Source organism: Mesorhizobium sp. B1-1-6, from assembly GCF_006443035.1.
In the GTDB taxonomy this organism is placed as follows: domain Bacteria; phylum Pseudomonadota; class Alphaproteobacteria; order Rhizobiales; family Rhizobiaceae; genus Mesorhizobium.
This window is the reverse complement of record NZ_VFWR01000004.1, coordinates 58343-84526: the sequence shown is the minus strand read 5'-3', so window position 1 is coordinate 84526 and position 26184 is coordinate 58343. Positions and strand designations below refer to the sequence as shown.

The 26184-nt window shown below is 63.8% G+C and carries 22 protein-coding genes; 16 read left to right on the top strand and 6 right to left on the bottom strand.

Going from position 1 to position 26184, the window contains the following annotated elements; all coding sequences use genetic code 11:
* Positions 1-4 precede the first annotated feature (4 nt).
* Genes FJ979_RS09555 through FJ979_RS09545 form a run of 3 tightly spaced genes read right to left on the bottom strand, consistent with a single transcriptional unit; the run spans position 5 to position 2737 of the window.
* Positions 5-970, bottom strand: a complete 966-nt coding sequence (locus FJ979_RS09555) for a PDR/VanB family oxidoreductase (RefSeq protein ID WP_140497881.1) — start codon at positions 968-970, stop codon at positions 5-7.
* A complete protein-coding gene (locus FJ979_RS09550; RefSeq protein ID WP_140497879.1) occupies positions 967-1563 on the bottom strand; it encodes a dimethylamine monooxygenase subunit DmmA family protein in 597 nt (198 codons plus the stop codon). The genes FJ979_RS09555 and FJ979_RS09550 overlap by 4 nt, the downstream gene beginning before the upstream one ends.
* A 40-nt stretch (positions 1564-1603) precedes the next feature.
* Complete coding sequence (locus FJ979_RS09545; RefSeq protein ID WP_140497877.1) at positions 1604-2737, bottom strand: aminomethyltransferase family protein; 1134 nt, start codon at positions 2735-2737, stop codon at positions 1604-1606.
* 283 nt (positions 2738-3020) lie between these two features.
* Between FJ979_RS09545 and FJ979_RS09540 the strand changes: the two genes are divergently transcribed.
* The 16 genes from FJ979_RS09540 to FJ979_RS09465 all read left to right on the top strand — a co-directional run bounded on the left by FJ979_RS09540 (position 3021) and on the right by FJ979_RS09465 (position 20792).
* Complete coding sequence (locus tag FJ979_RS09540; protein WP_140497875.1) at positions 3021-3302, top strand: hypothetical protein; 282 nt, start codon at positions 3021-3023, stop codon at positions 3300-3302.
* Positions 3303-3316: 14 nt separating this feature from the next.
* Positions 3317-3694 carry a hypothetical protein gene (locus FJ979_RS09535; protein ID WP_140497873.1) on the top strand — a complete coding sequence of 126 codons (378 nt, stop codon included), beginning with the start codon at positions 3317-3319 and terminating at the stop codon, positions 3692-3694.
* A 15-nt stretch (positions 3695-3709) separates the two neighbouring features.
* Positions 3710-3871 carry a hypothetical protein gene (locus tag FJ979_RS09530; protein ID WP_140551131.1) on the top strand — a complete coding sequence of 54 codons (162 nt, stop codon included), beginning with the start codon at positions 3710-3712 and terminating at the stop codon, positions 3869-3871.
* 14 nt (positions 3872-3885) lie between these two features.
* Entirely contained in the window at positions 3886-5289 is a 1404-nt protein-coding gene (locus FJ979_RS09525) for an amino acid permease (RefSeq protein WP_140497869.1), read from the top strand.
* 43 nt (positions 5290-5332) lie between these two features.
* Positions 5333-6022: a hypothetical protein gene (locus FJ979_RS09520; RefSeq protein ID WP_181168565.1), complete on the top strand. Its 690-nt coding sequence runs from the start codon at positions 5333-5335 to the stop codon at positions 6020-6022.
* On the top strand, positions 6019-6348 hold the full coding sequence (locus FJ979_RS09515) for a hypothetical protein (protein WP_140497867.1): 330 nt from the start codon (positions 6019-6021) through the stop codon (positions 6346-6348). Before FJ979_RS09520 ends, FJ979_RS09515 begins: the two co-directional genes overlap by 4 nt.
* A gap of 86 nt (positions 6349-6434) precedes the next feature.
* Complete coding sequence (locus FJ979_RS09510; RefSeq protein WP_140580705.1) at positions 6435-7331, top strand: glutamine amidotransferase family protein; 897 nt, start codon at positions 6435-6437, stop codon at positions 7329-7331.
* Between the two features lie 4 nt (positions 7332-7335).
* A complete protein-coding gene (locus tag FJ979_RS09505; RefSeq protein ID WP_140551135.1) occupies positions 7336-8067 on the top strand; it encodes a GXGXG domain-containing protein in 732 nt (243 codons plus the stop codon).
* 6 nt (positions 8068-8073) lie between these two features.
* The gene (locus tag FJ979_RS09500; RefSeq protein ID WP_140514697.1) at positions 8074-9402 is read left to right on the top strand and encodes an FMN-binding glutamate synthase family protein; all 1329 of its coding nucleotides are present in this window, start codon (positions 8074-8076) and stop codon (positions 9400-9402) included.
* Between the two features lie 63 nt (positions 9403-9465).
* Entirely contained in the window at positions 9466-10773 is a 1308-nt protein-coding gene (gene glnT, locus FJ979_RS09495; RefSeq protein ID WP_140497861.1) for a type III glutamate--ammonia ligase, read from the top strand.
* A gap of 35 nt (positions 10774-10808) precedes the next feature.
* Entirely contained in the window at positions 10809-12062 is a 1254-nt protein-coding gene (locus FJ979_RS09490; protein WP_140497859.1) for a sarcosine oxidase subunit beta family protein, read from the top strand.
* Between the two features lie 10 nt (positions 12063-12072).
* The gene (locus FJ979_RS09485; protein WP_140520863.1) at positions 12073-12348 is read left to right on the top strand and encodes a sarcosine oxidase subunit delta; all 276 of its coding nucleotides are present in this window, start codon (positions 12073-12075) and stop codon (positions 12346-12348) included.
* 202 nt (positions 12349-12550) lie between these two features.
* Positions 12551-15532, top strand: a complete 2982-nt coding sequence (locus FJ979_RS09480) for a sarcosine oxidase subunit alpha (protein ID WP_140580704.1) — start codon at positions 12551-12553, stop codon at positions 15530-15532.
* Positions 15525-16151 carry a sarcosine oxidase subunit gamma family protein gene (locus FJ979_RS09475; RefSeq protein WP_140564310.1) on the top strand — a complete coding sequence of 209 codons (627 nt, stop codon included), beginning with the start codon at positions 15525-15527 and terminating at the stop codon, positions 16149-16151. Before FJ979_RS09480 ends, FJ979_RS09475 begins: the two co-directional genes overlap by 8 nt.
* Positions 16152-16461: 310 nt before the next feature.
* On the top strand, positions 16462-18831 hold the full coding sequence (locus FJ979_RS09470; protein ID WP_140580702.1) for an aminomethyltransferase family protein: 2370 nt from the start codon (positions 16462-16464) through the stop codon (positions 18829-18831).
* 251 nt (positions 18832-19082) lie between these two features.
* The gene (locus FJ979_RS09465; RefSeq protein ID WP_140564312.1) at positions 19083-20792 is read left to right on the top strand and encodes an APC family permease; all 1710 of its coding nucleotides are present in this window, start codon (positions 19083-19085) and stop codon (positions 20790-20792) included.
* Positions 20793-20870: 78 nt separating this feature from the next.
* Here FJ979_RS09465 and FJ979_RS09460 read toward each other — a convergent pair whose 3' ends face one another.
* From FJ979_RS09460 to FJ979_RS09450, 3 genes are all read right to left on the bottom strand, one after another.
* On the bottom strand, positions 20871-24020 hold the full coding sequence (locus FJ979_RS09460; protein WP_140580700.1) for an efflux RND transporter permease subunit: 3150 nt from the start codon (positions 24018-24020) through the stop codon (positions 20871-20873).
* A gap of 248 nt (positions 24021-24268) precedes the next feature.
* Positions 24269-25414 (bottom strand): efflux RND transporter periplasmic adaptor subunit, encoded by a 1146-nt coding sequence (locus tag FJ979_RS09455; RefSeq protein WP_140580698.1) that lies wholly within the window; start codon positions 25412-25414, stop codon positions 24269-24271.
* Between the two features lie 56 nt (positions 25415-25470).
* Positions 25471-26079 carry a TetR family transcriptional regulator gene (locus tag FJ979_RS09450; protein WP_140580697.1) on the bottom strand — a complete coding sequence of 203 codons (609 nt, stop codon included), beginning with the start codon at positions 26077-26079 and terminating at the stop codon, positions 25471-25473.
* Positions 26080-26184 lie beyond the last annotated feature (105 nt).

Sequence of the window (26184 nt, the reverse complement as noted above, 5' to 3'; positions counted from 1 at the left end):
CCTCCTATCTTTCCAAGACCAGCGATTTGCCTTCGAAGCGCGACACGCACGGCATGATCTTGCAGCCGGAGCGATGATCTTCCTCGCTCAGCCAATGGTCGTTGTGGATGAACTTGCCGTCGGACGCGATGACGTTGGTTTCGCATTGGCCGCAAACGCCGCCGCGGCAGAGATAGGGCGGATCGACGCCGGCCGCCTCGATCGCCTCGAGCAGGCTCTGCTGCTCGCCGACCCGGATGCTCTTGCCGCTGACGGCCAGCGTCACATCGAAGGGCAATCCCGGTTGCGGCGCCGCGAAATGCTCGAAATGCACGGTCTCCGGTGGCCAGCCAAGCGCGGCGGCGCGCTCGCGCACCCAGCCGATCATGCCTGCCGGACCGCAGACATAGAGATGCGTGCCGAGCGGCTGCGACGACAGCAGCCGGTCGAGGTCTATGCGTTCCCCGCGGTCGTCGTGATAGAGCCGGACCCGGCGGCCGTAGCGCTGTTGCAGCACATCGGCATAGGTGCCGAGCGAAGCCGTGCGGCAGGTGTAGTGCAGTTCGAAATTGCCGCCCTCGCCTGCCAACTGCGCGGTCTGGGCCATGAAGGGCGTGATGCCGATGCCGCCCGCCAGCATCAAATGTTTCTTCGCCCGGAGATCGAGTGAGAACAGATTGACTGGATAGGAGATCACCATCTCCAGGCCGGGCTTGACGCTCCGGTGCATGAAAAGCGAGCCGCCCCGGCCGACATCGTCGCGACGTATCGAGATCGTGTATTCGCGCGTGTCGAGCGGCGAGCCCATCAGCGAATAGGGATTGAGCCTTGTGCGGTCGCCGTCGCGCATCTCGACCACGACATGGGCGCCGCCTGAAAAGGTCGGCAACAGCTCGCCGTCGCGGCGGCGGAAATGAAAGCGGGTGACCAGCTCGTTGACGGGCACAACATCGCTGACGACGACGTCGAGCTTGGTGGTGCCGGTGCTCATCGGAAGACCTCCTCGAACGGAGGAATTTCGCTGCGATCCTCGGCATTGATGCAGACGCCCTGGAACGCCGCCAGCCGCCGCGAATAGTGGTCGCGTACCAGAAGTAGCAGGCCGCAATGCGAGCAGGTGGCGGGTTGCGTCGTTACATTCTCGGTGATGCCCTTGCAATGCACGCACTGCACGCGGCGCGCCAGCGAGCCGCGATGTTCGGTCTGGATCGCGGTGTGGTCGATGCCGGCATCGAGCGCCACCTGCATGGCCTGGCCGATCAGCCCTTCGGTACCGGCGAGATAGAGGCGCAGGCCCATATGCGCGTTATCAAGCGTCTGTTTCAGCCGCGGCAGCAGACTGGCGAAGGACGGCGCCTGGTGGAAGCGCGCCGGTTTCAGCGCTTCGAGAGCGGCGACTTGCCTGTCGTCCGGCCCGGGAATGAAGACGATCTCGGCACCGTCGAAGAACCCGTCCGGAGCCGTTTTGGCCATGTCCGCTATCGCGAGCGCACCCTCGGCATCGGCGATGAAAAGATGGTGCTTGCCGGGCTGCGGAGACAAGGTTCCGTAGACGGGCCGGCTGATGATCGACTTGGCTGCCATTCTCTGCTTCGTGCCTCGAACCCTCGCCTTCGACTATGCCTCAGCCTTTCGCCGTGCGCTTGGTCTTCTTTGGGTCGTCGAACGGCAATGGCTGCGCCGTCGCCTTGATCGATCCGCTCCTGTTGCGGATCTCGAGCCTTGTGTCCTTGACGGCGCAGTCGACGTCGAGGCGGGCGATGCCCATCGATTTCTCGACCAGCGGCGAATACATGGCGCAGGTGACGACGCCGACTTTCTTCCCATCGCGATAGACCGGGGCGCCCTCGTCGGCCGGCTCCTTGCCGTCGAGCAACACGCCATAGATCTTGAAGCGCTCCTTGCCCTTGAGACGGTAGTGCTCCTCGGCGCCGCGAAAGCCGGTCTTTCCCGGGCTGACGGTGAAGTCGAGGCCGAGTTCCCACAGCGTGTCGCCGGGGCCTTCATTCTCGAACGGATATTTCTGCGAATTGTCGTAGGGATAGAACAGGAGATAGCTCTCGACGCGCAGCATGTCGAGCGTAGTGAAGCGGCACGGGATGATGCCGGCGCTCTTGCCCTCGTCGAGGATCCTGTCCCAGATCGTGCCGGCATCCTGGCCGCGGCAGAAGATTTCATAGCCGCGCTCGCCGGTATAGCCGGTGCGCGAGATCATCACCGGAAAACCGAAGAGCTGCGTCTGCATGTGATGGAAATAGTTGAGGTCGCGAATGCCCGGCACGTGCCTGGCAAGATAGTCGACCGCCGCCGGCCCCTGCAGCGAGAGGTCGTGCAGATTGTCGTCGAAGCGCAGCGACACGTCCCTGCCCATCGCCGCCCGCTGCAACTCCTCATGTCCGGTTCCCGAGCCATGCACCACCATCCAGCTATTCGGCCCGGTGCGGTAGAGGATGCAGTCGTCGGTGAATTTTCCCGCCTCGTTGAGCATGCAGGCATAGGCCGATTTGCCGGGATAGATTTTTTCGACGTCGCGCGTGGTGGCGAGATCGATGAGGTGCGAGGCGTGCGGGCCTGTGATGTGGACCTTCTTCAGGCCCGAGACATCCATCAGCCCGGCCTTGGTGCGGATAGCGATGTATTCCTCGTCGGCATCCTTGTCGTAGGTCCAGGCGGTGCCCATGCCGCTCCAGTCTTCGAGTTTCGAACCCAGCGCGCGATGGCGATCCGCCAGGGTTGAAAATCTCCAGGATGCCGTCATCCGATCCTCCGTTCGATATTTTGATTATGTTCCCTGCTCCTGTGCGCGCGGGCTGGAGCTTTGAGCGAATATTGATCGCAAACGCGTGGGGCCTGCAATCCCCTGAAAGCAAATAATTTCATTGTCAGGCAAAATTCGTCATCCGAACAAGACGGTTAACTCTGCGTAAATTCGTCTTGACAATTTCCGAATTCGGTCTGAATTTATGAAAAAAATTTCACTCTCTTGAAAGAGAACGGCGGACGGTGGATTCGGAACCGGACGTCGAAAAAGGGGAAAACCGATGTCAGACCTGCAGCAGCGCATCGAGGCGCTGTACCGTTCCGACTTGCGCGGATCCGCGCTCCTGATCATCTGCCTGTGGGCGACGATCCTCTTCGTCCTCTTCATGACATGGCCGCATATCCCGCATGACGGCATCAAGGCCGTCGTCGCGATTGCCGCCGCCGCGGTGCTGATCTTCAACACGGCGGCGATCCTGGCCATGGTCAACCACTACAAGGAGGACAAGGAGTTCATCTACGGGCTCGACATCAAGAACTACGACCGCAACCGCAAATCCTGAGGGGGGAGAGAAGCATGTCCCGCTACACGCCGCCGCAACAGAGCAAGGCCGGGCAGGTCTTCGATATCGCCGTCGTCGTGGTCGCCATCTTCGTGGCGCTGTGGCTGCCGCTGAAACTGGGATTGGCGGGAGCAGCCAAGTCCATCGACGCGCTCGACGCCAAGACCTGGGAGGCGCTCGGCCAGAACCCGACCATGGCGTCGATCTGGGAAAGGCTCGGCTATACGCCAGAGACCGCGCACGACATAATCCAGAACCGTTTCCACTACATCATCGACTGGCCGACGCTTGTTGTCATGGCAGCCGTGCTAATCGGTTATTTCGTGTTCCTGTTCCGGGCATCGGACCGCGAATATCGCGACGTCATCAACGAGAAGTTCGACGAGAAATAATCCGGGGACAAGACCATGTGGATAGCGCTCTCTTACGCATGCTGGGGCATCTCGATCGTGCTTGCGCTGTGGATGCTCTACGATTGGTTCAAGGTCGATACGACCTACTCCGAGGATGTGCTGACGTCCTCGCGCGAAGGCGAACTTGAAGCCGCTTCCGAAAAACACCGGATCTGAGTGGGGATTGATCGATGACGGTCGTGGTTGAAACTGCGGGTTCGGCAACAAATGGCGACAGGGTCTCGCTGCTTCGGGTGCTTGGCCCGGCCCATGTCTGGGCGTTGGGTGTGGGCATCGTCCTGGTCGGCGAGTTCACCGGCTGGAATTTCTCCGCCGACAAGGGCGGCGCGCTTGCCGCGCTGATCGTCTGCTGGGTCGTCGGGCTGCTCTATACCTCGGTCGCCATGATCGATTCCGAAGTGACGTCGACGGTCGCCGCCGCGGGCGGCCAATATGCGCAGGCCAAGCACATCGTCGGGCCGCTGATGGCCTTCAACGTCGCGCTGTTCCTGGTCTTTGCCTACACCATGCTCGAAGTGTCGGACGCCATCCTGCTCGGCGACACGATCGTCGCCAAGGCGGGCGTCGAGGGCCTCACCCACAACTCCTTCATCGCCGCCACCATCGTCGTCCTGGCATGGCTCAACTATCGCGGCGTGCTGATGACGCTCAACGTCAACTTCGTCATCACCGCGATTGCCTACATCTCCATCGTCATCCTGTTCTTCTCGGTCAGCCCGTGGACGCAAGGCGCGGTGCTCAAGCTCAACGAGTTGGTCACCCCAGAGAACGCGCTGCCCTATGGCTGGATCGGCGTCATCGCCGCTTTCCAGTTCGGCATCTGGTACTATCTCGGCATCGAGGGCACCACGCAGGCGGCCGAGGAAGTGCGCTCGCCCGCGCGCTCGCTGCCTTATGGCACGATGGCCGGCATGATCACGCTTCTGATCGCCGCCGCCATGACCTGGTATGTCTGCGCCTCGCTGATGCCCTGGGAATATCTCGGCATCACTTATTATCCGCTGTGGGACGCCGGCAAGCTGACCGGCAACCCGCTGCTGGAAAACCTGCTGTTCATCGCCACGCTGCTTGCCGCACTGGCGTCCGCCAATGGCTGCATCAACGACGCGGCGCGCGCCTGGTTCTCGCTCGGCCGCGATCGCTACCTGCCGAGCTGGTTCTCGGCGGTGCACCCGAGATACCGCACACCCTACCGCTCGATCCTGTTCCTGCTGCCGATCGCGCTCGCCTTCGCCTTCATCGCCGACCTCAACCAGGCGATTACTTTCTCGATCCTGTCTGGCGTGCTGCAATATACGTTCATGAGCATCAACATCATGATGTTCCGGAAGAAGTGGCCGCTGGGCTCCATCCGCCGCGGCTACACGCATCCCTTCCACCCGCTGCCGGCGATCGTCTTGTTCTGCCTGTGCGTGGTGACCTTCTTCGCCATCTTCCTCGGCTTCGGCTCGCAGCTCATCGCCATGGTCGCGTTCTATTTCCTGATCTCGCTGTGGTTCCATTTCTACCGCTACAAATTCGTACGGCGCGGCGACCAGTTCACCATGCCGTGGCCGAAACCGCAGGGCTATTGATGGGAGTAGGCCCGTCCGAATTGGGCGGGCCTGGCATGACGAAATGTCCGAGGTGACGTCAGCACTGCTTGCCGGGGCGGCTGTCCTGGCTCTCGTCCTGCATTTTGCCTGGCTGGCACGCCGCAGCCGCAACAGGGCTGCCGTGGCACGCGCCGCCGACCAGGCCAGCATCCGCGCCGTCATTGCCGACGCCGAAGATGTCTCGGACGGTACTGCCGGCGTCATCACCTGGGAAGGCTCGTGGAACGGCCAGCGCGTGCAGCTGCGCACCATCGTCGACACGCTGGCGACGAGAAAGCTGCCGGCGCGCTGGCTCAGCGTATCGATAACGGAGAAAACAGTCGTGCCCGGCACGTTCGACATGATGATGCGGCCGGGCTCGCCGACGACGTTCTCCAATTTCGACCATCTCGACCACACGCTGCCGAAGGCGCCCGGCTTTCCCGCCGAGGCGGTGCTTCGAACGGACCGCAGAGGCGTGCGCTTCCCGCAAAACATCATCGCCGACCATCTGGAGCCCTTTTCAGAAGGACGCGCCAAGGAGCTACTGATCACGCCAAAGGGTGTGCGTATCGTCTGGCTGCTGGCCGAAGCCGAGCGGGCCCGCTACGGTGTCTTCCGGCAAGCCGCTTTCGGTGACGCGCAAATCGACCCGGCGCTGATGTCGCGGCTGCTCGTATCCCTTTCGGGACTGCGCGACGCGATCAACAGGAACGAACGGAAAGCGGCATGACCGGCGCAACCCCCTCGCCCGGACCTACCAGCCCATATATCGTCCTGGGCGCGGCAACCCTGCTGCCGGGCAGCGGCCACGTCATGCTGGGCGTTCCGACGCGCGGCCTGCAGTTTCTTTTCTTCATGGTCATCCTGGCCTGGGTGACGGCGAAGATCGCCCCGCCCGACGCCAGCTTTGTCGGCCGCCACGCCGGCGGCTTCCTGATCTATGCGCTGTCGATCCTCGACGCCTACAAGATGGCTCGTATCCGGACCGCCAAATGGGCCCATTCCATGCGCCGACAAGGCGATGGGCCGCCGGATGGGACAAAACACAACGCGTAACGAGAGGAATATTTTTTTCATACCAATTGAATTCCCCGAACTCATTCGATACATCATTTTTAGCTACAAAGGGTCTGGAGGCTGGCATGTGCGGAATCGTTGGACTTTTCCTCAAGGACAAAGCGCTGGAGCCGCAGCTCGGTGCGATGTTGTCGCAGATGCTGGTATCGCTCAGCGATCGCGGACCCGACAGCGCCGGCATCGCGATCTATGGCGCGCCGTCCCGCAACGAGGCCAAGATCACCATCCAGTCGCCGAGGCCGGAGCGTGATTTCCGTGGACTGGACGCCGAACTCACCAAGGCGCTCGGCGTGCCGGTGAGCGTCATGGTAAAATCGACGCATGCCGTCATCAGGACCACGCCCGAAAAGGTCGATGCCGCGCGTGAGACCATCCAGTCGCTCAGGCCCGACATCCGCATCATGGGTGCCGGCGAAGCCGTGGAAATATACAAGGAAGTCGGCTTGCCCGGGGCTGTGGTCGACCGCTTCGACATCCGTGGGATGACCGGAACGCATGGCATCGGGCACACCCGCATGGCGACGGAATCGGCGGTGACAACGATGGGCGCGCATCCGTTCTCGACCGGCGCCGACCAGTGCCTGGTGCACAATGGCTCGCTGTCCAACCACAACAACGTTCGCCGCGAACTGGTCCGCGAAGGCATGAAATTCGAGACCGAGAACGACACCGAAGTGGCGGCCGCCTATCTCTCCTCCCAGATGGCGCATGGCAAGAACCTCGGCGAGGCGCTGAAGGGCACCCTCTCAGATCTCGACGGTTTCTTCACCTTCGTCGTCGGCACCAAGAACGGCTTCGGCGTGGTGCGCGACCCGATCGCCTGCAAGCCCGCCGTGATGGCCGAAACGGACCAGTATGTCGCCTTCGGCTCGGAATATCGCGCGCTGACCAAACTGCCCGGCATAGACAATGCGAGAGTCTGGGAACCGGAACCCGCAACCGTCTATTTCTGGGAGCATTGAGTTCATGCCGGCAACAAAACTTTCAACCGCGGCGGCGAGCGACCATGCCTCCCGGGTGTTCGACCTGGACCAGATGTCGTTGCGCGAGCTCAACCAGGCACTGCACAATCTGACGCCAGGCTCGAACGAGACCGCCTGGGAAGTGTTGAACCCGAAGGGCAGCCATTCGGTCGCCGTCGGCGTCGACCAGCCGGTCAGCATCGATGTGCGCGGCAGCGTCGGCTATTACTGTGGCGGCATGAATTCCGGCAGTGCCATCACCGTGCATGGTTCGGCGGGACCCGGCGTCGGCGAAAACATGATGTCGGGGTCGATAACAGTCAAAGGCGACGCCAGCCAGTATGCCGGCGCCACCGGCAAGGGCGGGCTGCTCGTCATCGAGGGCAATGCGTCCTCGCGGTGCGGCATTTCGATGAAAGGCATCGACATCGTCGTGCACGGCAATATCGGCCATATGTCGGCCTTCATGGCGCAGTCCGGCAATCTGGTGGTGCTGGGCGATGCCGGCGACGCGCTCGGCGATTCCATCTACGAGGCACGGCTGTTCGTGCGCGGCAAGGTCGACAGCCTGGGCGCCGACTGCATCGCCAAGGAAATGCGGCCCGAACACCTGGAACTGCTGCAGGGCCTGCTCGATCGTGCCGGCGTCACCGGTGTCAAGCCGTCTGAATTCAAGCGCTACGGCTCGGCGCGCACGCTCTACAATTTCAATATCGACAACGCCGACGCGTATTGAGGCAGCATGACCTATCGCAACCCGCCGACGACGCCGCGCAAATCCGCGACTTTCGACGACTACACGCTTTCCGAGATCCGCCGCGCCGCGGCCACCGGCATCTATGACATCCGGGGCGCCGGCGCCAAGCGCAAGCTGCCGCATTTCGACGACCTTCTGTTCCTGGGCGCATCGATCTCGCGCTATCCGCTCGAAGGCTATCGCGAGCGCTGCGACACATCAGTCGTGTTGGGCTCACGCCATGCCAAGAAGCCGATCGAGCTGAAAATCCCGATCACCGTTGCTGGCATGAGCTTCGGCTCGCTGTCGGGCCCGGCCAAGGAAGCGCTCGGGCGCGGCGCGACGCTGTCGGGCACCTCGACCACGACCGGCGACGGCGGCATGACCGAGGAAGAGCGCGGCCATTCCAAGCAACTCGTCTACCAATATCTCCCCTCGCGCTATGGCATGAATCTGCGCGACCTGCGGCGCGCCGATGCCATCGAGGTCGTCGTCGGCCAGGGCGCCAAGCCCGGCGGCGGCGGCATGCTGCTCGGACAGAAGATCTCCGATCGCGTCGCCGAGATGCGCACGCTGCCCAAGGGCATCGACCAGCGCTCGGCCTCGCGCCATCCCGACTGGACCGGGCCGGACGATCTCGAGATCAAGATTCTCGAACTGCGCGAAATCACCGACTGGGAGAAGCCGATTTACGTCAAGGTCGGCGGCGCCCGCCCCTATTACGACACAGCGCTTGCGGTGAAGGCCGGCGCCGACGTCGTCGTCGTCGACGGCATGCAGGGCGGCACGGCGGCGACGCAGGAAGTGTTCATCGAGAATGTCGGCCAGCCGACGCTCGCTTGCATCAGGCCGGCGGTGCAGGCGCTGCAGGATCTCGGCATGCATCGCAAGGTGCAGCTGATCGTCTCGGGCGGCATCCGCAACGGCGCCGATGTCGCCAAGGCGCTGGCGCTCGGCGTCGACGCGGTCTCCATCGGCACGGCTGCCCTTGTCGCGCTCGGCGACAACGATCCCCGCTGGGAGGCGGAGTACAACGAGCTCGGCACCACATCAGGCGCCTATGACGATTGGCACGAGGGCCGCGACCCGGCCGGCATCACCACGCAGGATCCCGAACTGATGAAGCGGGTCGATCCGGTGGCCGCCGGCCGCCGGCTGGCGAACTATCTCAAGGTGATGACGCTGGAGGCGCAGACCATCGCCCGCGCTTGCGGCAAGAACAGCCTGCACAATCTCGAACCCGAGGATCTCGTCGCGCTCACGATCGAGGCCGCCGCGATGGCCGGCGTGCCGCTGGCCGGCACCAACTGGATACCGGGGAAGAACGGCTTCTGATCAACAAAGGGCCGAAGGCCATATGCTCTAGGGCCAACAATCGACAAAAAATGGGGAACTTCCGTGACAGTTGATCTTGCAGAGTTCGCAAGGGCGAAAAACGTCAAATATTTCATGATCTCCTACACCGACCTGTTCAGCGGGCAACGCGCCAAGCTGGTGCCGGCGCAGGCGATATCAGATATGCAGAAGGATGGCGCCGGCTTCGCCGGTTTCGCTACCTCGCTCGACCTCACGCCGGCACATCCCGACATGCTGGCGGTGCCGGATCCGAATTCGGTTATCCAGCTGCCCTGGAAGCCTGACGTCGCCTGGGTCGCCGCCAACTGCATCATGGACGACAAGGAGGTCGACCAGGCACCGCGCAACACGCTTAAGCGACTGATCGCGGAAGCCGCTAACGACGGCATGCATGTCAAGACCGGCGTCGAGGCGGAATTCTTCCTGATCTCGCCCGACGGCAAAACGATCTCCGACGAATATGATACGGCGGCGAAACCATGCTACGACCAGCAAGCGTTGATGCGCCGCTACGACGTCATCGCCGAGATCTGCGACCACATGCTGGCGCTCGGCTGGGGCGCCTACCAGAACGACCACGAGGATGCCAACGGCCAGTTCGAGATGAACTGGGCCTTCGACGATGCGCTGGCGACCGCCGATAAGCATTCTTTCTTCAAGTTCATGGTCAAGTCGATCGCGGAAAAGCACGGCCTGCGCGCCACCTTCATGCCCAAGCCCTTCCAGGGACTGACCGGCAATGGCTGCCATGCGCACATCTCGGTGTGGGACAAAACAGGCAAGACCAATGTCTTTGCCGACAATTCGATGGAGCTCGGCCTGTCGGCCAAGGGCAAGAACTTTCTTGGCGGCATCATGAAACATGCCTCGGCTCTCGCCGCCATCACCAACCCGACGGTCAACTCCTACAAGCGCATCAACGCCCCGCGCACCATTTCAGGCGCCACCTGGGCGCCAAACACGGTGACCTGGACCGGCAACAACCGCACCCACATGGTGCGCGTGCCCGGCCCCGGCCGTTTCGAGCTGCGGCTGCCTGATGGCGCGGCCAACCCTTATCTGCTGCAAGCCGTCATCATCGCCGCCGGCCTCGACGGCATCCGCTCCAAGGCCGACCCCGGCAGGCGCTACGACATCGATATGTACCAGCACGGTCACACGGTGGAGGGCGCGCCGAAATTGCCGCTCAACCTGCTCGACGCGTTGCGCGAATTCGACAATGACAAATCGCTCAAGACGGCGCTGGGTGAGGAATTCTCGTCGGCTTATCTAAAGCTGAAGCACCAGGAATGGAATTCCTATGCTTCGCACTTCACGCAATGGGAGCGCGACCACACGCTGGACATCTGACCGGCGCAGCGTGCGAGCGACCTCGGAATGAACGTATGAAATATTCGATCTTCTCGCTCGCCCGCGCCGCCTTCTCCGGCCACAAGAACTGGCAGCGCACCTGGCGCGACGCCAGCCCGAAGGACCGCTACGACGTGGTGATCATCGGCGGCGGCGGCCATGGCCTGGCCACCGCCTGGTTCCTCGCCAGCGAGTACGGCATCAGGAATGTCGCCGTACTTGAAAAGGGCTGGATCGGCTCCGGCAATGCCGGCCGTAACACCACCATCATCCGTTCCAATTACGGCCTGCCCGGCAACACCGGCTTCTACGAATTATCGATGAAGCTGTGGGAGCGGATGGAGCAGGACCTCAACTACAACACGATGGTCAGCCAGCGCGGCGTCATAAACCTCTATCACTCCGACGCGCAGCGCGACGCCTATGCGCGGCGCGGCAACACGATGCGCATCAACGGCATCGATGCCGAATTGCTCGACCTTGCCGCGGTCAAGAAGATGATGCCGTTCCTGAATTTCGACAATGCGCGCTTTCCCGTGCAAGGCGGGCTCTTGCAGCGGCGCGGCGGCACGGCGCGGCACGACGCGGTGGTCTGGGGCTACGCCCATGCGGCGAGCGCGCTCGGCGTCGACATCATCCAGAATTGCGAAGTGACGGGCTTCGTGCGCGACGCCAACGGCAAGGTGACCGGCGTCGAGACCTCGCGCGGCAAGATCGGCGCCGGGAAAGTCGGCATGGCCGTCGCGGGCTCCTCCTCGCGCGTCGCCGCGATGGCGGGCCTGCGCCTGCCGATCGAAAGCCATGTGCTGCAGGCCTTCGTCTCCGAGGCGATCAAGCCGCTCATCCCCAATGTGATGACGTTCGGCGCCGGCCATTTCTACGTCAGCCAGTCGGACAAGGGTGGCCTGGTCTTCGGCGGCGACATAGACGGCTACAATTCCTACGCCCAGCGCGGCAACCTGCCTGTGATGGAAGACGTCTGCGAAGGCGGCATGGCGCTGATGCCGATGATCGGCCGTGTGCGCCTGCTGCGCCAGTGGGGCGGCATCATGGACATGTCGATGGACGGCTCGCCGATCATCGACAAGACGCCGGTCGACGGGCTCTACCTCAATGCCGGCTGGTGCTATGGCGGCTTCAAGGCGACGCCGGGCTCAGGCCTCGTCTTTGCCCACCTGCTGGCCCGCGACCAGTCCCACAAGGAGGCCGCCCGCTTTCGCCTCGACCGGTTCCGGTCTGGTGCGATGATAGACGAAAAGGGCCAGGGCGCCCAACCGAACCTGCACTGAAGGCCCTGCCATGCGCATCACCTGTCCCTTCTGCGGCGAACGCGACCTCGGCGAGTTCACCTATCTCGGCGACGCCAAGCCGATGCGTCCGGAGGCTGGCGCTTCGGAGGACGACGTCTTCGACTACGTTTACCTGCGCGACAATGTCGCCGGCGTGATGGACGAGAATTGGTATCACGGCGGCGGCTGCCGAGCGTGGCTGAAGGTCACCCGCAACACGCTGACGCACGAAATTTCGGCCGTGGAGCCGGCGGCGGGCGCCGGGGCGAGGCAGGTTGCGAAATGAATTTTTCTGTCCAGCTCAGCGCCGCGGTGAGGGCCGGTACGTCTTTACCTCCCCCTTGTGGGGAGGTCGGACCGCAAGTCCGGGTGGGGGTCGGCGCCGCCCCCCCACCCCGCTGCTTCGCAGCGACCCTCCCCACCAGGGGGAGGGTAAGAAGCGGCAGGGCGATGAGGGGCAGCGCGACGCCAGTGCATGGGGCTGCATCGTGATTTCCTCCCAGTCCAATCGTCTCTCCACTGGCGGCCTCGTCGATCGTTCGTCACCGCTGAGCTTCCGCTTCGATGGCAAGACGTTCTTCGGCTTCGAGGGCGACACGCTGGCGTCGGCGCTGATCGCCAACGGCGTCAAGCTGGTCGGCCGCTCGTTCAAATACCACCGTCCGCGCGGCATTCTGACCGCCGGCTCGGAAGAGCCCAACGCGCTGGTCGAACTGCGCACCGGCGCACGCCGCGAGCCGAACACCAAGGCCACGACCGCCGAGCTCTATGAAGGGCTCGAGGCCGCCAGCCAGAACCGCTGGCCGTCGCTCCATTTCGACGTGATGTCGGTCAACCAGCTCTTCGCGCCGATCTTCGTCGCCGGCTTCTACTACAAGACCTTCATGTGGCCGGCCAAATTCTGGGAGGCGATCTACGAGCCGGCGATCCGCCGCGCCGCAGGCCTCGGCCGCGCCGCCGGCGTTGCCGATCCCGACCACTATGACAAGGCCTGGGCGCATTGCGACGTGCTGATCGCCGGCTCCGGCCCGACCGGGCTTGCGGCGGCCCTTGCCGCCGGCCGCTCCGGCGCCCGCGTCATCCTGTGCGAAGAGGATTTTATTCCCGGCGGCCGCCTGCTCTCGGATGGCGGCACGATCGACGGGCTGCCGGCAGCCGAGTGGCTGTCGCGAACCCTGGCGGAACTCGAGGCAATGCCCGATGTCCGCATCATGACCCGCACGACGCTGTTCGGCGTCTACGATGGCGGCACCTATGGCGCGATCGAGCGGGTCAACGACCATCTGCCCTCGCCGCCCGAGCACCAGGTGCGCCAGCGCATGTGGCGCATCGTGTCCAGGCGTTGCGTCGTCGCGGCCGGCGCCCTCGAGCGGCCGGTCGTCTTTGCCGGCAACGATACGCCCGGCGTGATGATGGCTTCGGCCATGCGGACCTATGTCGCGCGCTATGCCGCCGCGCCGGCAAAACGCATCGCGCTGTTCACCAACAATGAGGATGGCTGGCGCACGGTCGAGACAGTACTCGGCGCAGGCTTGCAGATTGCGGCGGTCATCGACGCACGGCCTGACGTCTCGCCCGCCCATCGTTCGCTCGCCTCGAAGAGCGGCTTCCCGGTGCTGCATGGCGCCGTCAGCCGTGCGGACGGCGGCAAGGACGGTGTGAGGAAAATCTCCGTCTCTCTCACCGGCGGCGCGCGAGCCGAAGTGGAAGCGGACGGGCTTGCCGTCTCCGGCGGCTGGAACCCGGCGGTCGGGCTCACCTCCTATCATCGCGGCCGGCCGAAATGGCGCGACGACATCGCCGCCTTCGTGCCCGACGGAGCGCCTCCCGGCATAGTCGCCGCCGGTGCAGCCAATGGCTCGTTCGGTCTCGGCGCCTGCCTGGCGGGAGGGTTTGCAGCAGGCGCGGCGGCCGCGCTCGACGCCGGGCGCAGCGGCAAGGCCGGCACAGCGCCGATCGCCGATGACGAGGCGTTCTCGTTGACGCCGCTCTGGCATGTCGCCGGCAAGGGCAAGGCGTTCGTCGACCAGCAGCACGATGTCACTGCTTCCGACATCGAACTGGCGCAGCGCGAGGGCTTCGAGTCGGTCGAGCATCTGAAGCGCTACACCACGCTCGGCATGGCGACCGACCAGGGCAAGACCTCCAACGTCGCCGGCCTTGCCATCATGGCCGCGGTGTCGGGCAAGTCCATTCCCGAAACCGGCACCACGATCTACCGCCCGCCCTATGTGCCGGTCGCGATCGGCGCCTTTGCCGGCCATCACCGCGACGAGACTTTCCACGCCACAAGGCTGACGCCTTCGCATCACTGGGCCGTCGAACAGGGTGCCGTCTTCGTCGACACCGGCCTGTGGAAGCGCGCGCAATGGTATCCGCGCACGGACGAGAAGGACTGGCTGGAATCCGTCACACGCGAGGTCAAGACGGTGCGTTCCGGCGTCGGCTTCTGCGATGTCTCGACGCTCGGCAAGATCGACGTGCACGGCCCCGATGCCGGCGCCTTCCTCGACCGCGTCTACATCAACACCTTCTCCAGCCTCGCCGTCGGCAAGGCGCGCTACGGGCTGATGCTGCGCGAAGACGGGTTCGTCTACGACGACGGCACGACCTCGCGGCTGGCCGAGGATCATTATTTCCTCACCACCACCACCGCCAAGGCCGGGCTGGTGATGCAGCATCTCGAATTCTGCCGGCAGGTGCTGTTTCCCGAATTGGACGTGCAACTGACCTCGGTCTCCGACCAGTGGGCGCAATTCTCGATCGCCGGGCCGAAGACGCGTGATCTGCTGAAGGAGATCGTCGACCCGACAGAGGATCTGTCGAACGAGGGCTTCCCCTTCATGGGTGCACGCGAAGTCGCGCTGCGCGGCGGCATCAAGGCACGGCTGTTCCGCATCTCTTTCTCCGGCGAAATGGCGTTCGAAATTTCGGTGCCGGCGCGCTATGGCGAGGCGCTCGTGCGCAATCTGATGCTGGCCGGCAAGCCGTTCGGCGTGACGCCATACGGCACCGAGGCTCTTGGCGTCATGCGCATCGAAAAGGGCCATGTCGCCGGACCGGAACTGAACGGCACGACCACGGCCGCCGACCTCGGCCTGGGCAAGATGATGTCGACCAAGAAGGATTTTGTGGGCCGCATCATGGCCGGGCGCGAGGCGCTGGTCGCGCCGGACCGGCAGGTCGTCGTCGGCATCAAGCCGACCGACAAGGCGCGGCGGCTGCGCTCCGGCGCGCACATCGTTCCGAAGGGCCAGACGCCCGGACCTGATAACGACCAGGGCTATGTCACCTCAGTCTGCTTCTCGCCGACATCGGATCAATGGATCGGGCTTGCTCTCGTGGAATGTGGTCGCGAGCGTATCGGCGAGACCGTGCGCGCGCACGATCCGCTGCGCGCAGAGGAGTATGATGTCGAACTGTGCAATCCCGTCTTCTACGATCCGGATGGAGGGCGCCAGCGTGGCTGAATTTACCTGGGATGCGCGCAGCCCTCTCGACCGCACGCTGGTCGTCGGTCCGCATGGCGCGCAGGGCGATGCCGGCGTTTCGCTGACCGAGATCCGCAATTTCGACCTCGTGCAAGTGATGGCACGCCGCGGCAAGGCGGGTGACCTGGCCAGGGCTGCGACGGCGTGTTTCGGCATTGCCGGTCCGGATGCGCCCAAGGCGGCGCGGATTGCGGATGCCACGCTGATCTGGTCCGGGCCGGATCAGTTTTTCGTGCTGTCGAAGAGTGGCAAGCACGGGATGAAGGCGCTTGCTCCTCTGCTTGCCGGATCGGCTTCGCTGTCTGACCAGTCGCATGCGCGGGCGCTGATCAGCATCTCCGGTGACAAGGCGCGGGCGATGTTGGCCAAGCTTTCATCGCTCGATCTGCATGCCGGTGTGTTCGCGGTCGGCTCTGCCGCCGCAACCTCGATGGATCACACCAGCGTCACGCTCTGGCGTGGGAATGATCGGGCGGACGGACAGGCGGTGTTCAACGTTCTGGTCTTCGCGACCTTTGCCGAGAGCCTGTGGCACACGATGCTCGATGCGGCGGCGGAATATGGTGTGGATATCAGCCATTCCGAGGAAGTGACGTAGCCTTGCGCACGCCCTTCCCTTCTCCCCTTGTTGTAGGAGAAGGTGGCCTCGCGGAGCGAGGTCGGATGAGTGGTGCTCCAGCTTGGCAATGACGGCACGCCGTCACCCACCCCCTCAACCGTCTCGGCGCTGGGCACTGATCCACCGCCCTGGGGCGAGCCACGGATCTCGCCCCGTCCTTCGGACCCCACAAGGGGAGAAGGAAGAACCTGCCCCACCACCGCCTTGCCAAACCCACCCGCACTGCTATTCTTGCTGCTAAAATAATTTCACGCACAGGCAAACTTGTTTCTCGAACCGCAAGGCTGAGATGAGCCAGTCGCCCTACCCTGCCGTCGCATCCGGACCACCCCGGCCGAGCCTGATCCTGCGGCCCGGCCAGATCGCGCTGCCGCCGGGCATGGAGCGCTATACGGTCCAGGGCAATGGTGCGGTGCTGATCGAGGTCGAGGCCGGCGACACGATCACAGTGCGCAATGTCGAGGGCGGCCAGGCTTGCGAACTGCTGGCGTGGGATGGCACGGGTGCGACCGATCCCTCCATCCTCGGGGAAAAATCCAACAGCAATGCCGCCGGCATCAAGGTGCTGCTTGCCGAGGGCGATGACAGTCTCGCGTCCCTGCGGCGCGGGCTCGCGCGCCGGCAGGTGCAGCTCGATCAGGCCAAGGCGGTGCGCGTATTCGGCGGCGCCACGCCGGCCGGCACCGAACAGGCTTTCAGCGTTGCGCGCGTCGGCTCGGTGGTGATCGCCGCGCCCGGCGGGCCGATGCTGGTCGACGGCCATGACACGGCGACGCCGCTTACCGTGATCGTGCGGCGTGCCACCATCCGTCCGGCGGCGAAGTCGCAATTGGCCGACCCGCTCGCCGATCCGGTGCTCGACCTGCGCGTCCATTCGGCGACGGCGGAATCCTATTTCGTCAAAGCCGGCGACTATCTGCAGATCATCGACGTCGACGGGCGCCAATGCACCGACTTCCAGTGCTTTTCGGCGCGCAAGCTGGACAAGGGGCTCGACCATCCGCTCGATGTGACGACGACACGCACGCTGATGGGATCGAGCTATCCGATGCCGGGGCTGCACTCGAAATATTACGACCAGGACATGGAGCCGCTGGTCGAAGTGGTGCAGGACACATGCGGCCGGCACGACGCCTTCGCGCTCGCATGCGCCGCCAAATATTACGATGACATCGGCTATCCCGGCCATGCCAACTGCTCGGAGAACTTCAACCGCGCGCTGTCGGACAAGGGCGTCACGCCACGCGCCGGCTGGATGGCTATCAACTTCTTCTTCAACACGGCAATCGACGCGCATGGCGTCATGGTCTCCGACGAGCCATGGTCGCGGCCAGGTGACTATGTGCTGCTGCGGGCGCTGACCGACATCGTCTGCGTGTCCTCCGCCTGCCCCGACGACACGACGCCGGCCAATGGCTGGGACCTGACCGACATCCATGTGCGCACCTATTCCGGCCAGCACAAATTCTCGCGTGCGATCGCCAGACGCATGACGCCCGATTCGGAACCGAAAATGACCCGCGAGACCTCCTTTCATTCGAGCTTTGCCAAGCACACCCGCGACTTCGTCGAGTACAGGGGCTATTGGCTGGCCAATTCCTTCGCCAGGGAAGGCGCGATCGCCGAGTACTGGGCCTGCCGGCAGGACGCCGTGATCATGGACCTGTCGCCGCTGCGCAAATTCGAGGTCACCGGCCCGGATTCCGAAGCGCTGCTGCAATATACGCTGACCCGCGACGTCAAGAAGCTCGGCGTGGGCCAGGTCGTCTATTCCGCCATGTGCTACGAGCATGGCGGCATGATCGACGATGGCACGCTGCTCAGGCTCGGCAAGGACAATTTCCGCTGGGTCGGCGGCGACGATCTGTCCGGCGAATGGCTGCGCGAGACGGCGACAAAGCTCGGTCTCAACGTGCTGGTACGCTCGTCCACCGACCAGATGCACAATATCGCCGTGCAGGGGCCGAAGAGCCGCGATATCCTGAGGAAGGTGATCTGGACCTCGCCGCTGCAGCCGTCGATCGAGGAACTGGAATGGTTCCGCTTCGCCGTCGCGCGCATCGGCGGCGGCAATGGCGTTCCGGTCGTCGTCTCGCGCACCGGCTATACCGGTGAACTCGGCTACGAGATCTGGTGTCATCCGCGCGACGCCGAAAAGGTCTTCGACGCGATCTGGGCCGCCGGCCAGCCGCATGGATTGAAGCCGATGGGCCTGCAGGCGCTGGACATGGTGCGCATCGAGGCCGGGCTGATCTTCGCCGGTTACGAGTTCTCCGACCAGACCGACCCGTTCGAGGCCGGCATCGGCTTCACCGTGCCGCTGAAGTCCAAGACCGACGACTTCATCGGCCGCGAGGCGCTGATCCGGCGCAAGGAGAGCCCGCAGAACAAACTGGTCGGGCTCGACATCGATGCCAACGTCGCGGTCGGCCATGGCGATTGCGTGCATGTCGGCCGCGCCCAGATCGGGGTCGTCACGTCGGGCATGCGCTCGCCGGTGCTGAACAAGACCATCGCGCTGGCGCGGCTCGATGTCACCCACGCCGCCATCGGCGCGCGAGTTGAAATCGGCAAGCTCGACGGCCACGCCAAGCGGCTGCCGGCGCGAGTCGTGGCCTTCGCCCATTACGATCCGCAGAAGACCAGGCCGCGTTCCTGACCGCGGCCTTCCGGGCATACGGGATTGCCCGTCGGCGGCGCCGCAGGGCACATTTGTGCGCCCGCCCGCAAGCGTGATGTGCACGGCGCGACAAAACGCTTGACGTGAAAGCGCGCCGGATCAATCTTCACTCCTAAGAAAAAAATACGACTGAGTGGAAACACTGAAGTCGCGGCGATATTGGCCGGGAGCAAGCTTCGCACAGCCGAGGCGTCGCCGGCGGGGAACATCAAAAAGGGGAATTCACCGACATGAGCACCATAAGCACGGTCCTGGACCAGCCTGCCGAAAGCAAGCTGCTCAGGCATATCGACTGGCGCGGCGCCTTCTGGGTGGCGAGCGGCGTTCCAGCCCTCGTCCTGTTCTCGATCGGCGGCATTGCCGGCACGACCGGGACGCTCGCTTTCCTGATCTGGACGGTGTCCATGGTCATGGGCTTCCTGCAATCCTTCACCTATGCCGAGATCGCCGGCCTGTTCCCGAACAAATCGGGCGGCGCCTCGATCTACGGCGCCACCGCCTGGCTGCGCTACTCCAAGTTCATCGCGCCCTTGTCGGTATGGTGCAACTGGTTTGCCTGGTCGCCGGTGCTCTCGCTCGGCTGCTCGATCGCCGCCGCCTATATCCTCAATGCGCTGGCGCCGGTGCCGATCTTTACCGACACGTCGCCCGAGGTCGCCGCCTATATCGCGGCACATGCCGGAACGAGCGCCGGCGACGCCATTACCGCGGTGACCGCGGCGGCGACCCCGGCGATCCGCACGTGGTCGGCGTTCAGTCACACGCTGGGTCCGGTGTCCTTCACCTTCAACGCCACCTTCTTCATCGGCGCCGTGCTGATGCTGATGATCTTCTCGATCCAGCATCGCGGTATCCTGGGCACCGCCAATGTGCAGAAATATATCGGCCTGCTTGTCATCGTCCCGATGCTGATCGTCGGCGTCGTGCCGATCTTCACCGGCCAGATCAACTGGGCCAATTTCTCGCCGCTGGTTCCCTTGGCCGCCGCCTATGCGCCAGAGCCCGGCGCCTGGAACATCGCCGGCTGGACGCTGGTGCTCGGCGGCATGTTCATCGCCGCCTGGTCGACCTACGGCTTCGAGACCGCCGTCTGCTACACCTCCGAGTTCAAGAACCCAGGCACCGATACCTTCAAGGCCATCTTCTATTCCGGCCTGCTCTGCATGCTGCTGTTCATCCTGGTGCCGTTCACCTTCCAGGGCGTGCTCGGCCTCAACGGCATGCTGGCGACGCCGATCGTCGACGGTTCGGGCGTGGCGGATGCTCTCGCCGGCATGGTCGGCGGCGGCGGGCTTATCCACAGCCTGCTGGTGATGCTGATGATCCTGGCGCTTGTGCTGTGCATCATGACGGCGATGGCCGGCTCCTCGCGCACGCTCTACCAGGGCTCCGTCGACGGCTGGCTGCCGCGCTACCTCAGTCACGTCAACGAGCATGGCGCGCCGACGCGGGCGATGTGGACCGACCTGTGCTTCAACCTGATCGTGCTGGCGATCGCCTCGGCCGATGCGACGAGCTTCTTCTTCATTCTCGCCGTATCCAATTGCGGCTACATCATCTTCAACTTCCTCAACCTCAATGCCGGCTGGATCCATCGCATCGACAACGGCCATATCGCGCGGCCGTGGAAGGCCCCGACGTGGCTCTTGGGGATCGGGGCGATCTTCGCCTATGTCAACGCGATCTTCATGGGCGCCGGCGCCAAGGTGTGGAACCCGATGGCGCTGTGGGCCGGGCTGATCACCGCGGCGCTGATCATCCCGGTGTTCTGCTTCCGCCATTACATCCAGGACGGCGGCAAGTTCCCCGACCACATGCTGGCCGACCTCGGCATGGCGGGAGCGGACCTCTCGGTGAAAAAGGCGGGCATGCTGCCCTATCTGACGCTGGTCGCCGGCGTGGCGGTAATGCTGATCGCCAACTGGTTTTTCGTCATCTGATTTGCCTGACGGGCAAGCGGCCTTCGGCTCCGCAAGAACAGAAATTGGCCGGTCTCAAATGAGACCGGCCGATTTCGTTCATTCAGCCGCCAAAGCGAGTTGCGGCCTCTCGACGCCTTCGACGGTTTCTGGTTCGGGCGTCTGTTCGTCGGTCGGCACCTTCTTGCGCTCGCGGCCGAAGAACAGGGCGTAGCCAGCGGGCAGCACCAGGATGGTGAGCACGGTTGCAACCAGAATGCCGCCCATCATGGCGTAGGCGAGCGGCCCCCAGAATACGCCGCGCGAGATCGGGATCAGCGCCAGAACCGCGGTCATTGCCGTCAACACGATCGGCCGAAAACGGCGCACAGCCGAGCCGATGATCGCTTCGGAGCGTTCCATGCCTTTCGCGATGTCCTGGTCGATCTGGTCGACGAGGATGATGGAGTTTCGCATGATGATGCCGAGCAGCGCGATGACGCCGAGGATGGCGACGAAGCCGAACGGCGCGCCGCTGATCAAAAGGGCCGCGGCCGCACCGATGATGCCGAGCGGACCGGTGGCCAGCACCAGCATCGCCTTGCCGAAATGCTGCAGCTGGACCATCAGCAATATGACGATGACGGCCAGCATGATCGGCGCCTTGGCGGCGATGGAAGCCTGGCTTTCCGCCGAGTCCTCGGCACCGCCCTGGATCTCGATCTTGTAGCCCGGCGCAAGCCCGTCGCGCAGATCCTTCATGTCGTTGTACATTTTGGTGACGACATCGTTGGACTGCACGCCGTCGGGCAAGGTCGCCCGCACGCTGATGGTCGGCAAGCGGTCGCGCCGCCACTCGACGCCTTGCTCCAGCACCGGCACAACCTTGGCCACCTGCGACAGCGGCACGAAGCCACCGAAATCGGTCGGGATGTAGATGGAATCGACCGAGGACAGCAGGGCGCGGCTGGCATCCGGTTCGCGGGCGACGATGGACACCGTTTCTTCGCCGTCGCGGAAGTCGCCCAGCGGCGCGCCGGACATGGACGCCTGCAGCATCTGGCGAATGCGTTGCGAGGTGACGCCCAGCGCGCGGGCGCGGTCCTGGTCGATGACCAGCTTCATCGCCGGCACAGGTTCCAGCCAGTCGTCGTGGACGGCGCTGAGCAGCGGGTTGGCCTGGAATTTCGCCTTCACCTGGTCGGCAATGCGCCGCACTTCCTGGCGGTCCGGGCCCATGACGCGCATCTGCACCGGCCAGCCTGTCGGCGGGCCGAGGAACAAGCGGTCGACCTTGCCGCGGATGGAGGGGAAGTCCTGCGCCAGGATGGTGCGCAGCTTGACGATCAGCCGCTCGCGCGCCGGCTCGTCATTGGCCATCACAAGAAGCTGGGCGAAGTTAGGATTCCTGAGCTGCTGGTCCAGCGGCAGGAAGAAGCGCGGCGCGCCTTCGCCGATATAGGTGGCGATGAAGCGCTTGTCCTTGTCGTCCATCATCTTGGCTTCCAGCGCCTTGGCCTGCGTCTCGACTTCCTTGATGCTGGTGCCTTCCGGCAGCCAGAGATCGACGAGGATTTCCGGGCGCGACGATTGCGGGAAGAAGTTCTGTGGAATGAACTGGAAGGCCCACAGGCTGGTGGCGAAGGTCACCAGCGTCATCGTCAGCACGATGATGCGATGGCGCACGGCCCAGGTAACGGTCGAGCGAAGCCGGCGATAGAAGCTGGTGTCGAAGACGTCGTGGTGGGAGCCGGCATGCTTGCGCTGCTTGAGGATCATATATCCCAGCCATGGCGTGAAATAGACCGCCACGAACCAGGACACGACGAGCGCGATGCCGACGACGTAGAACAGCGTGCGGACATATTCGCCGGCGGTGGAGGCGGCGAAGCCGACCGGAATGAAGCCGGCGGTGGTGATCAGCGTGCCGGTCAGCATCGGGAAAGCGGTCGAGGAATAGGCGAAACCCGCCGCCTCGATCTTGACCAGCCCCTCCTCCAGCTTGCGTTCCATCATCTCGACGACGATCATGGCGTCGTCGACAAGCAGGCCGAGCGCGATGATCAAGGCGCCGAGAGAAATGCGCTGCAGGTCAATGCCGATCTCGTACATGATGGCGAAAGTGGCGGCCAGGACCAGCGGGATGGCGATCGCAATGACAAGTCCGGAGCGCCAGCCGATCGACAGGAACGAGACGACGAGCACGATCAGCAGCGCTTCGCCGAGCGCATGCATGAACTCGCTGACAGCGTCCCTGACGACCTCGGGTTGGTCCGATATCTGGTCGACGGAGACGCCATAGGGCAGCGCCTCCTCGAATCGCTTGTAGGTCGCCTCGACGTCCTTGCCGACATCGGTGACGTTGAAGCCCTTGGCCATGACGACACCGAGCTGGACACTCTCGTGGCCATTGAACCGATACTTGCGCTCGAAGGGATCCTCCAGCCCCGAGCTCACGGTCGCGATATCGCCAAGGCGCGTTACCTGGTTGCCGGCGCGCAAGCGCAGCTCGCGAATGTCGGCGGCGCTGGTGACATCGCCCTCGACCGAAATGCGGACCGAGCGCAGGCCGGTGTCGACAGAGCCTGCCGGGTCGACATTGTTCTGTCCCTTGATCGCGTTCTGCAGGTCAGTCAGCGTCAGGCCGCGCTCGGCCAGCGCCTTGGACGAGACGTCGATATAGATCTTCTCGGGCTGGTCGCCGATGATGACCGCCTTTTCGACGCCGGGCGTCGTCAGCAGCATATCGCGGGCCTGGATGGCGAACTTCTTCAATTCGGGATAGCTGAAGCCATCGCCGCTGATCGAATGCAAGGTGATGAAGGTGTCGCCGAATTCATCGTTGAAATAGGGGCCGAGCAGGCCCTGCGGCAGATCGCCTGCTATGTCGCCGACCTTCTTGCGCACCTGATAGAAGGCGTCGTTGACCTGGGCAGCATTGGTGTCGCCCTTGATCTGAACCGTGATGATGGCGCTGCCGGCGCGCGTATAGGAGCGCACGAAGTCGAGATGCGGCGTTTCCTGCAGCTTGCGTTCGATCTTGTTGACGACCTGGTCTTCCATCTCCTGGATCGAAGAACCCGGCCAGATCGCCTGCACGACCATGACGCGGAAGGTGAAATCGGGATCTTCCTTCTGGCCCATGCGCATCAGGCCGAGCGCACCGGCAAGGATGATCAGGCCGAACAGGAAACGTGCGATGCTCGGATGCCCGATCGCCCAACGCGAGAGGTTGAAAGGCCGCTTTTCAGTGTTGCTGTCGGTGGTCATGGCGCCAGTCCAGTCCAATTGATCTGCAGGGCAGGTTCATCATGCCGTTCATGCGTACTTCGTCTGGCTTCCGGGCGGCGAAGCTCCCTCAAGCGGAGAGACTCGCATCGCGTGTGACGCGACAATGATGCGGGGGAGCCATCTTGCCGGCGTCTCGACGATCGGGCGCCTGCCGCCCGGAAACCATGGCCTACCCGGTCTTGCGGCTCGCGCCGCCAAGACAGGGGGGCTTTCGTAGTGCCTGGCTGTCAGCGCAGGCTGCTGGTGGCAGCGTCGTCCGCCGCCGAGGCGGACTGCTGGAGACTGTCGCCGGACAGCTTGACCTTCAGATCGTCGGTCATGAACTGGGTGCCAGCGGCAACCACGACGTCGCCCTGCTTGAGGCCGTCGGCAACCGCGACGCCATCGGCGGTGAAGTTCGCGATCTTGACCGGACGCGAATGCACGGTGTCGCTGCCGCGGTCCACGGCCCAGACGATCTTCTGGCCATCCTTTTCAGCCAAGGCGCTAAGCGGGATCGAGACGAGCTGGGTCTTGCTGTCGACCGTCGCCTGCACGTTGGCGGTCATGCCGAGCAGCACGCGCGGATCGTTGGGGAGCGAGACGCGAACGGCGAAGGTACGCGACTGCGGGTCGGCGCTGCCGGCCACTTCGCGGACCTTGCCGGCAAGCGTCAGCGCATCGTCCGCCCAGAAGCTTGCCTTGACCTCCTTGCCCGGCCTGAAGCCGGCAATATCCATTTCCGGTACCGCGATCAGCACTTCCTTCTCGCCGTCGACGGCAACCGTCATCACGGGCGTGCCGGCACCGACCACCTGGCCGACATCGGCACTGACCGCGGTGACGATGCCGTTCTCGCTCGCCTTGAGGTCGGTATAGTGGACCTGGTTCTGAGCCTGGGCGAGGGTCGAGCGGGCGGCATCGCGCGTCGCGACCGCCTGGTTGTAGGCCAGCATCGCCTGCTCGAGCTGCGATTTCGGCGCGAAATTCTTGGCATAAAGCTGCTCGGCGCGCTTCCTGGCGAGATCCACCGTCTCGACCTGGCGCTCGGCGGCGTCAAGGCTCGCCGCGGCGCTTTTGACCGAAAGCTCGTAATCGGAGGGATCGATGCGGGCGAGGACGTCGCCCGAGGTGACATGCTGGCCGATGTCGACGAGCCTCTCGGTGACCTTGCCGGCAACGCGGAAGCCGAGATTCATCTCGGTGCGAGCACGCACCGAGCCGGAGTAATCGAGCTGGCGGGTGGTCTGCGCCGCGCCGATCTCGACGACCTTGACGGGGCGGATGATATCCCTGACCTCCGCCTTCTCCTGGGAACAACCGGCCAGGCCGAGTGCCGCGACGATCAGGCCGGCAACGGGCAGCCAGCGGATAATGGAATTGGACGAAGACACCTTAGCACTCCCAAACTGGAGATTGATTGTCGTTGCCGGCGCCCGGCGGGCGGCGGCTATTTCTTCAAGGCCTTGATCGCATACTCGATGAGGTCGTCGGGCATCGCCCGGTTGGTCTTGGCAAGACACTGGGCCACCATCTGCGGGTGGCACAAAATGACCGTGGCGGCGCCGAAGCAGCGCGACGCAATCACCGGATCCTGTTCCCTGAATTCGCCGGCCGCGATGCCCTCGCGGATCACCTCGGCAAAAAGATCATGGATACTGTCGACATGCTTGTCGATGACGCCCCAATCGCGCTCGAGGGCGACGATGACCATCTCATGGACCTTCTGGTCGTCGAGCATGACCTCCATCGTCATCTTGTACTGCGCGTGCACGTAGCGCCGCAGCCGTTCCTCGGCGCTGATCGGCAAATGCATGATCTCGTAGGCCATCCTGTAGCTGGCCCCGAGCATCCGGCCGCAGACCGCCTGGTGGATTTCGACCTTGGAAGCAAAGAAGCGATAGATGTTGGCTGGCGACATGCCGAGTTCGCGGGCAATGTCGGCGACATTGGTCTTGCCGTAGCCATAGTGCCGGAACAGGCGCTCAGCGCAATCGAGAATGCGCGTTACATTCTCCTGGCGAGCGGCATCGGCGACGAGGTTGGCGGTTTCGGACATAGCCTCTTTCGATTTACTAGTGATGAATTTTAATTTTCGTCACTCGTAAATCGAAAGGAACGCGATGTCAACGCGGATTCGGCGTACGCGTACAAAATGGTGACA

Excerpts from the sequence above, each read along its gene's own strand:
- FJ979_RS09555 (WP_140497881.1), bottom strand. The coding sequence starts at position 970 with ATGAGCACCGGCACCACCAAGCTCGACGTCGTCGTCAGCGATGTTGTG.
- FJ979_RS09550 (WP_140497879.1), bottom strand. The coding sequence starts at position 1,563 with ATGGCAGCCAAGTCGATCATCAGCCGGCCCGTCTACGGAACCTTGTCT.
- FJ979_RS09545 (WP_140497877.1), bottom strand. The coding sequence starts at position 2,737 with ATGACGGCATCCTGGAGATTTTCAACCCTGGCGGATCGCCATCGCGCG.
- FJ979_RS09540 (WP_140497875.1), top strand. The coding sequence starts at position 3,021 with ATGTCAGACCTGCAGCAGCGCATCGAGGCGCTGTACCGTTCCGACTTG.
- FJ979_RS09535 (WP_140497873.1), top strand. The coding sequence starts at position 3,317 with ATGTCCCGCTACACGCCGCCGCAACAGAGCAAGGCCGGGCAGGTCTTC.
- FJ979_RS09530 (WP_140551131.1), top strand. The coding sequence starts at position 3,710 with ATGTGGATAGCGCTCTCTTACGCATGCTGGGGCATCTCGATCGTGCTT.
- FJ979_RS09525 (WP_140497869.1), top strand. The coding sequence starts at position 3,886 with ATGACGGTCGTGGTTGAAACTGCGGGTTCGGCAACAAATGGCGACAGG.
- FJ979_RS09520 (WP_181168565.1), top strand. The coding sequence starts at position 5,333 with ATGTCCGAGGTGACGTCAGCACTGCTTGCCGGGGCGGCTGTCCTGGCT.
- FJ979_RS09515 (WP_140497867.1), top strand. The coding sequence starts at position 6,019 with ATGACCGGCGCAACCCCCTCGCCCGGACCTACCAGCCCATATATCGTC.
- FJ979_RS09510 (WP_140580705.1), top strand. The coding sequence starts at position 6,435 with ATGTGCGGAATCGTTGGACTTTTCCTCAAGGACAAAGCGCTGGAGCCG.
- FJ979_RS09505 (WP_140551135.1), top strand. The coding sequence starts at position 7,336 with ATGCCGGCAACAAAACTTTCAACCGCGGCGGCGAGCGACCATGCCTCC.
- FJ979_RS09500 (WP_140514697.1), top strand. The coding sequence starts at position 8,074 with ATGACCTATCGCAACCCGCCGACGACGCCGCGCAAATCCGCGACTTTC.
- FJ979_RS09490 (WP_140497859.1), top strand. The coding sequence starts at position 10,809 with ATGAAATATTCGATCTTCTCGCTCGCCCGCGCCGCCTTCTCCGGCCAC.
- FJ979_RS09485 (WP_140520863.1), top strand. The coding sequence starts at position 12,073 with ATGCGCATCACCTGTCCCTTCTGCGGCGAACGCGACCTCGGCGAGTTC.
- FJ979_RS09470 (WP_140580702.1), top strand. The coding sequence starts at position 16,462 with ATGAGCCAGTCGCCCTACCCTGCCGTCGCATCCGGACCACCCCGGCCG.
- FJ979_RS09465 (WP_140564312.1), top strand. The coding sequence starts at position 19,083 with ATGAGCACCATAAGCACGGTCCTGGACCAGCCTGCCGAAAGCAAGCTG.
- FJ979_RS09460 (WP_140580700.1), bottom strand. The coding sequence starts at position 24,020 with ATGACCACCGACAGCAACACTGAAAAGCGGCCTTTCAACCTCTCGCGT.
- FJ979_RS09450 (WP_140580697.1), bottom strand. The coding sequence starts at position 26,079 with ATGTCCGAAACCGCCAACCTCGTCGCCGATGCCGCTCGCCAGGAGAAT.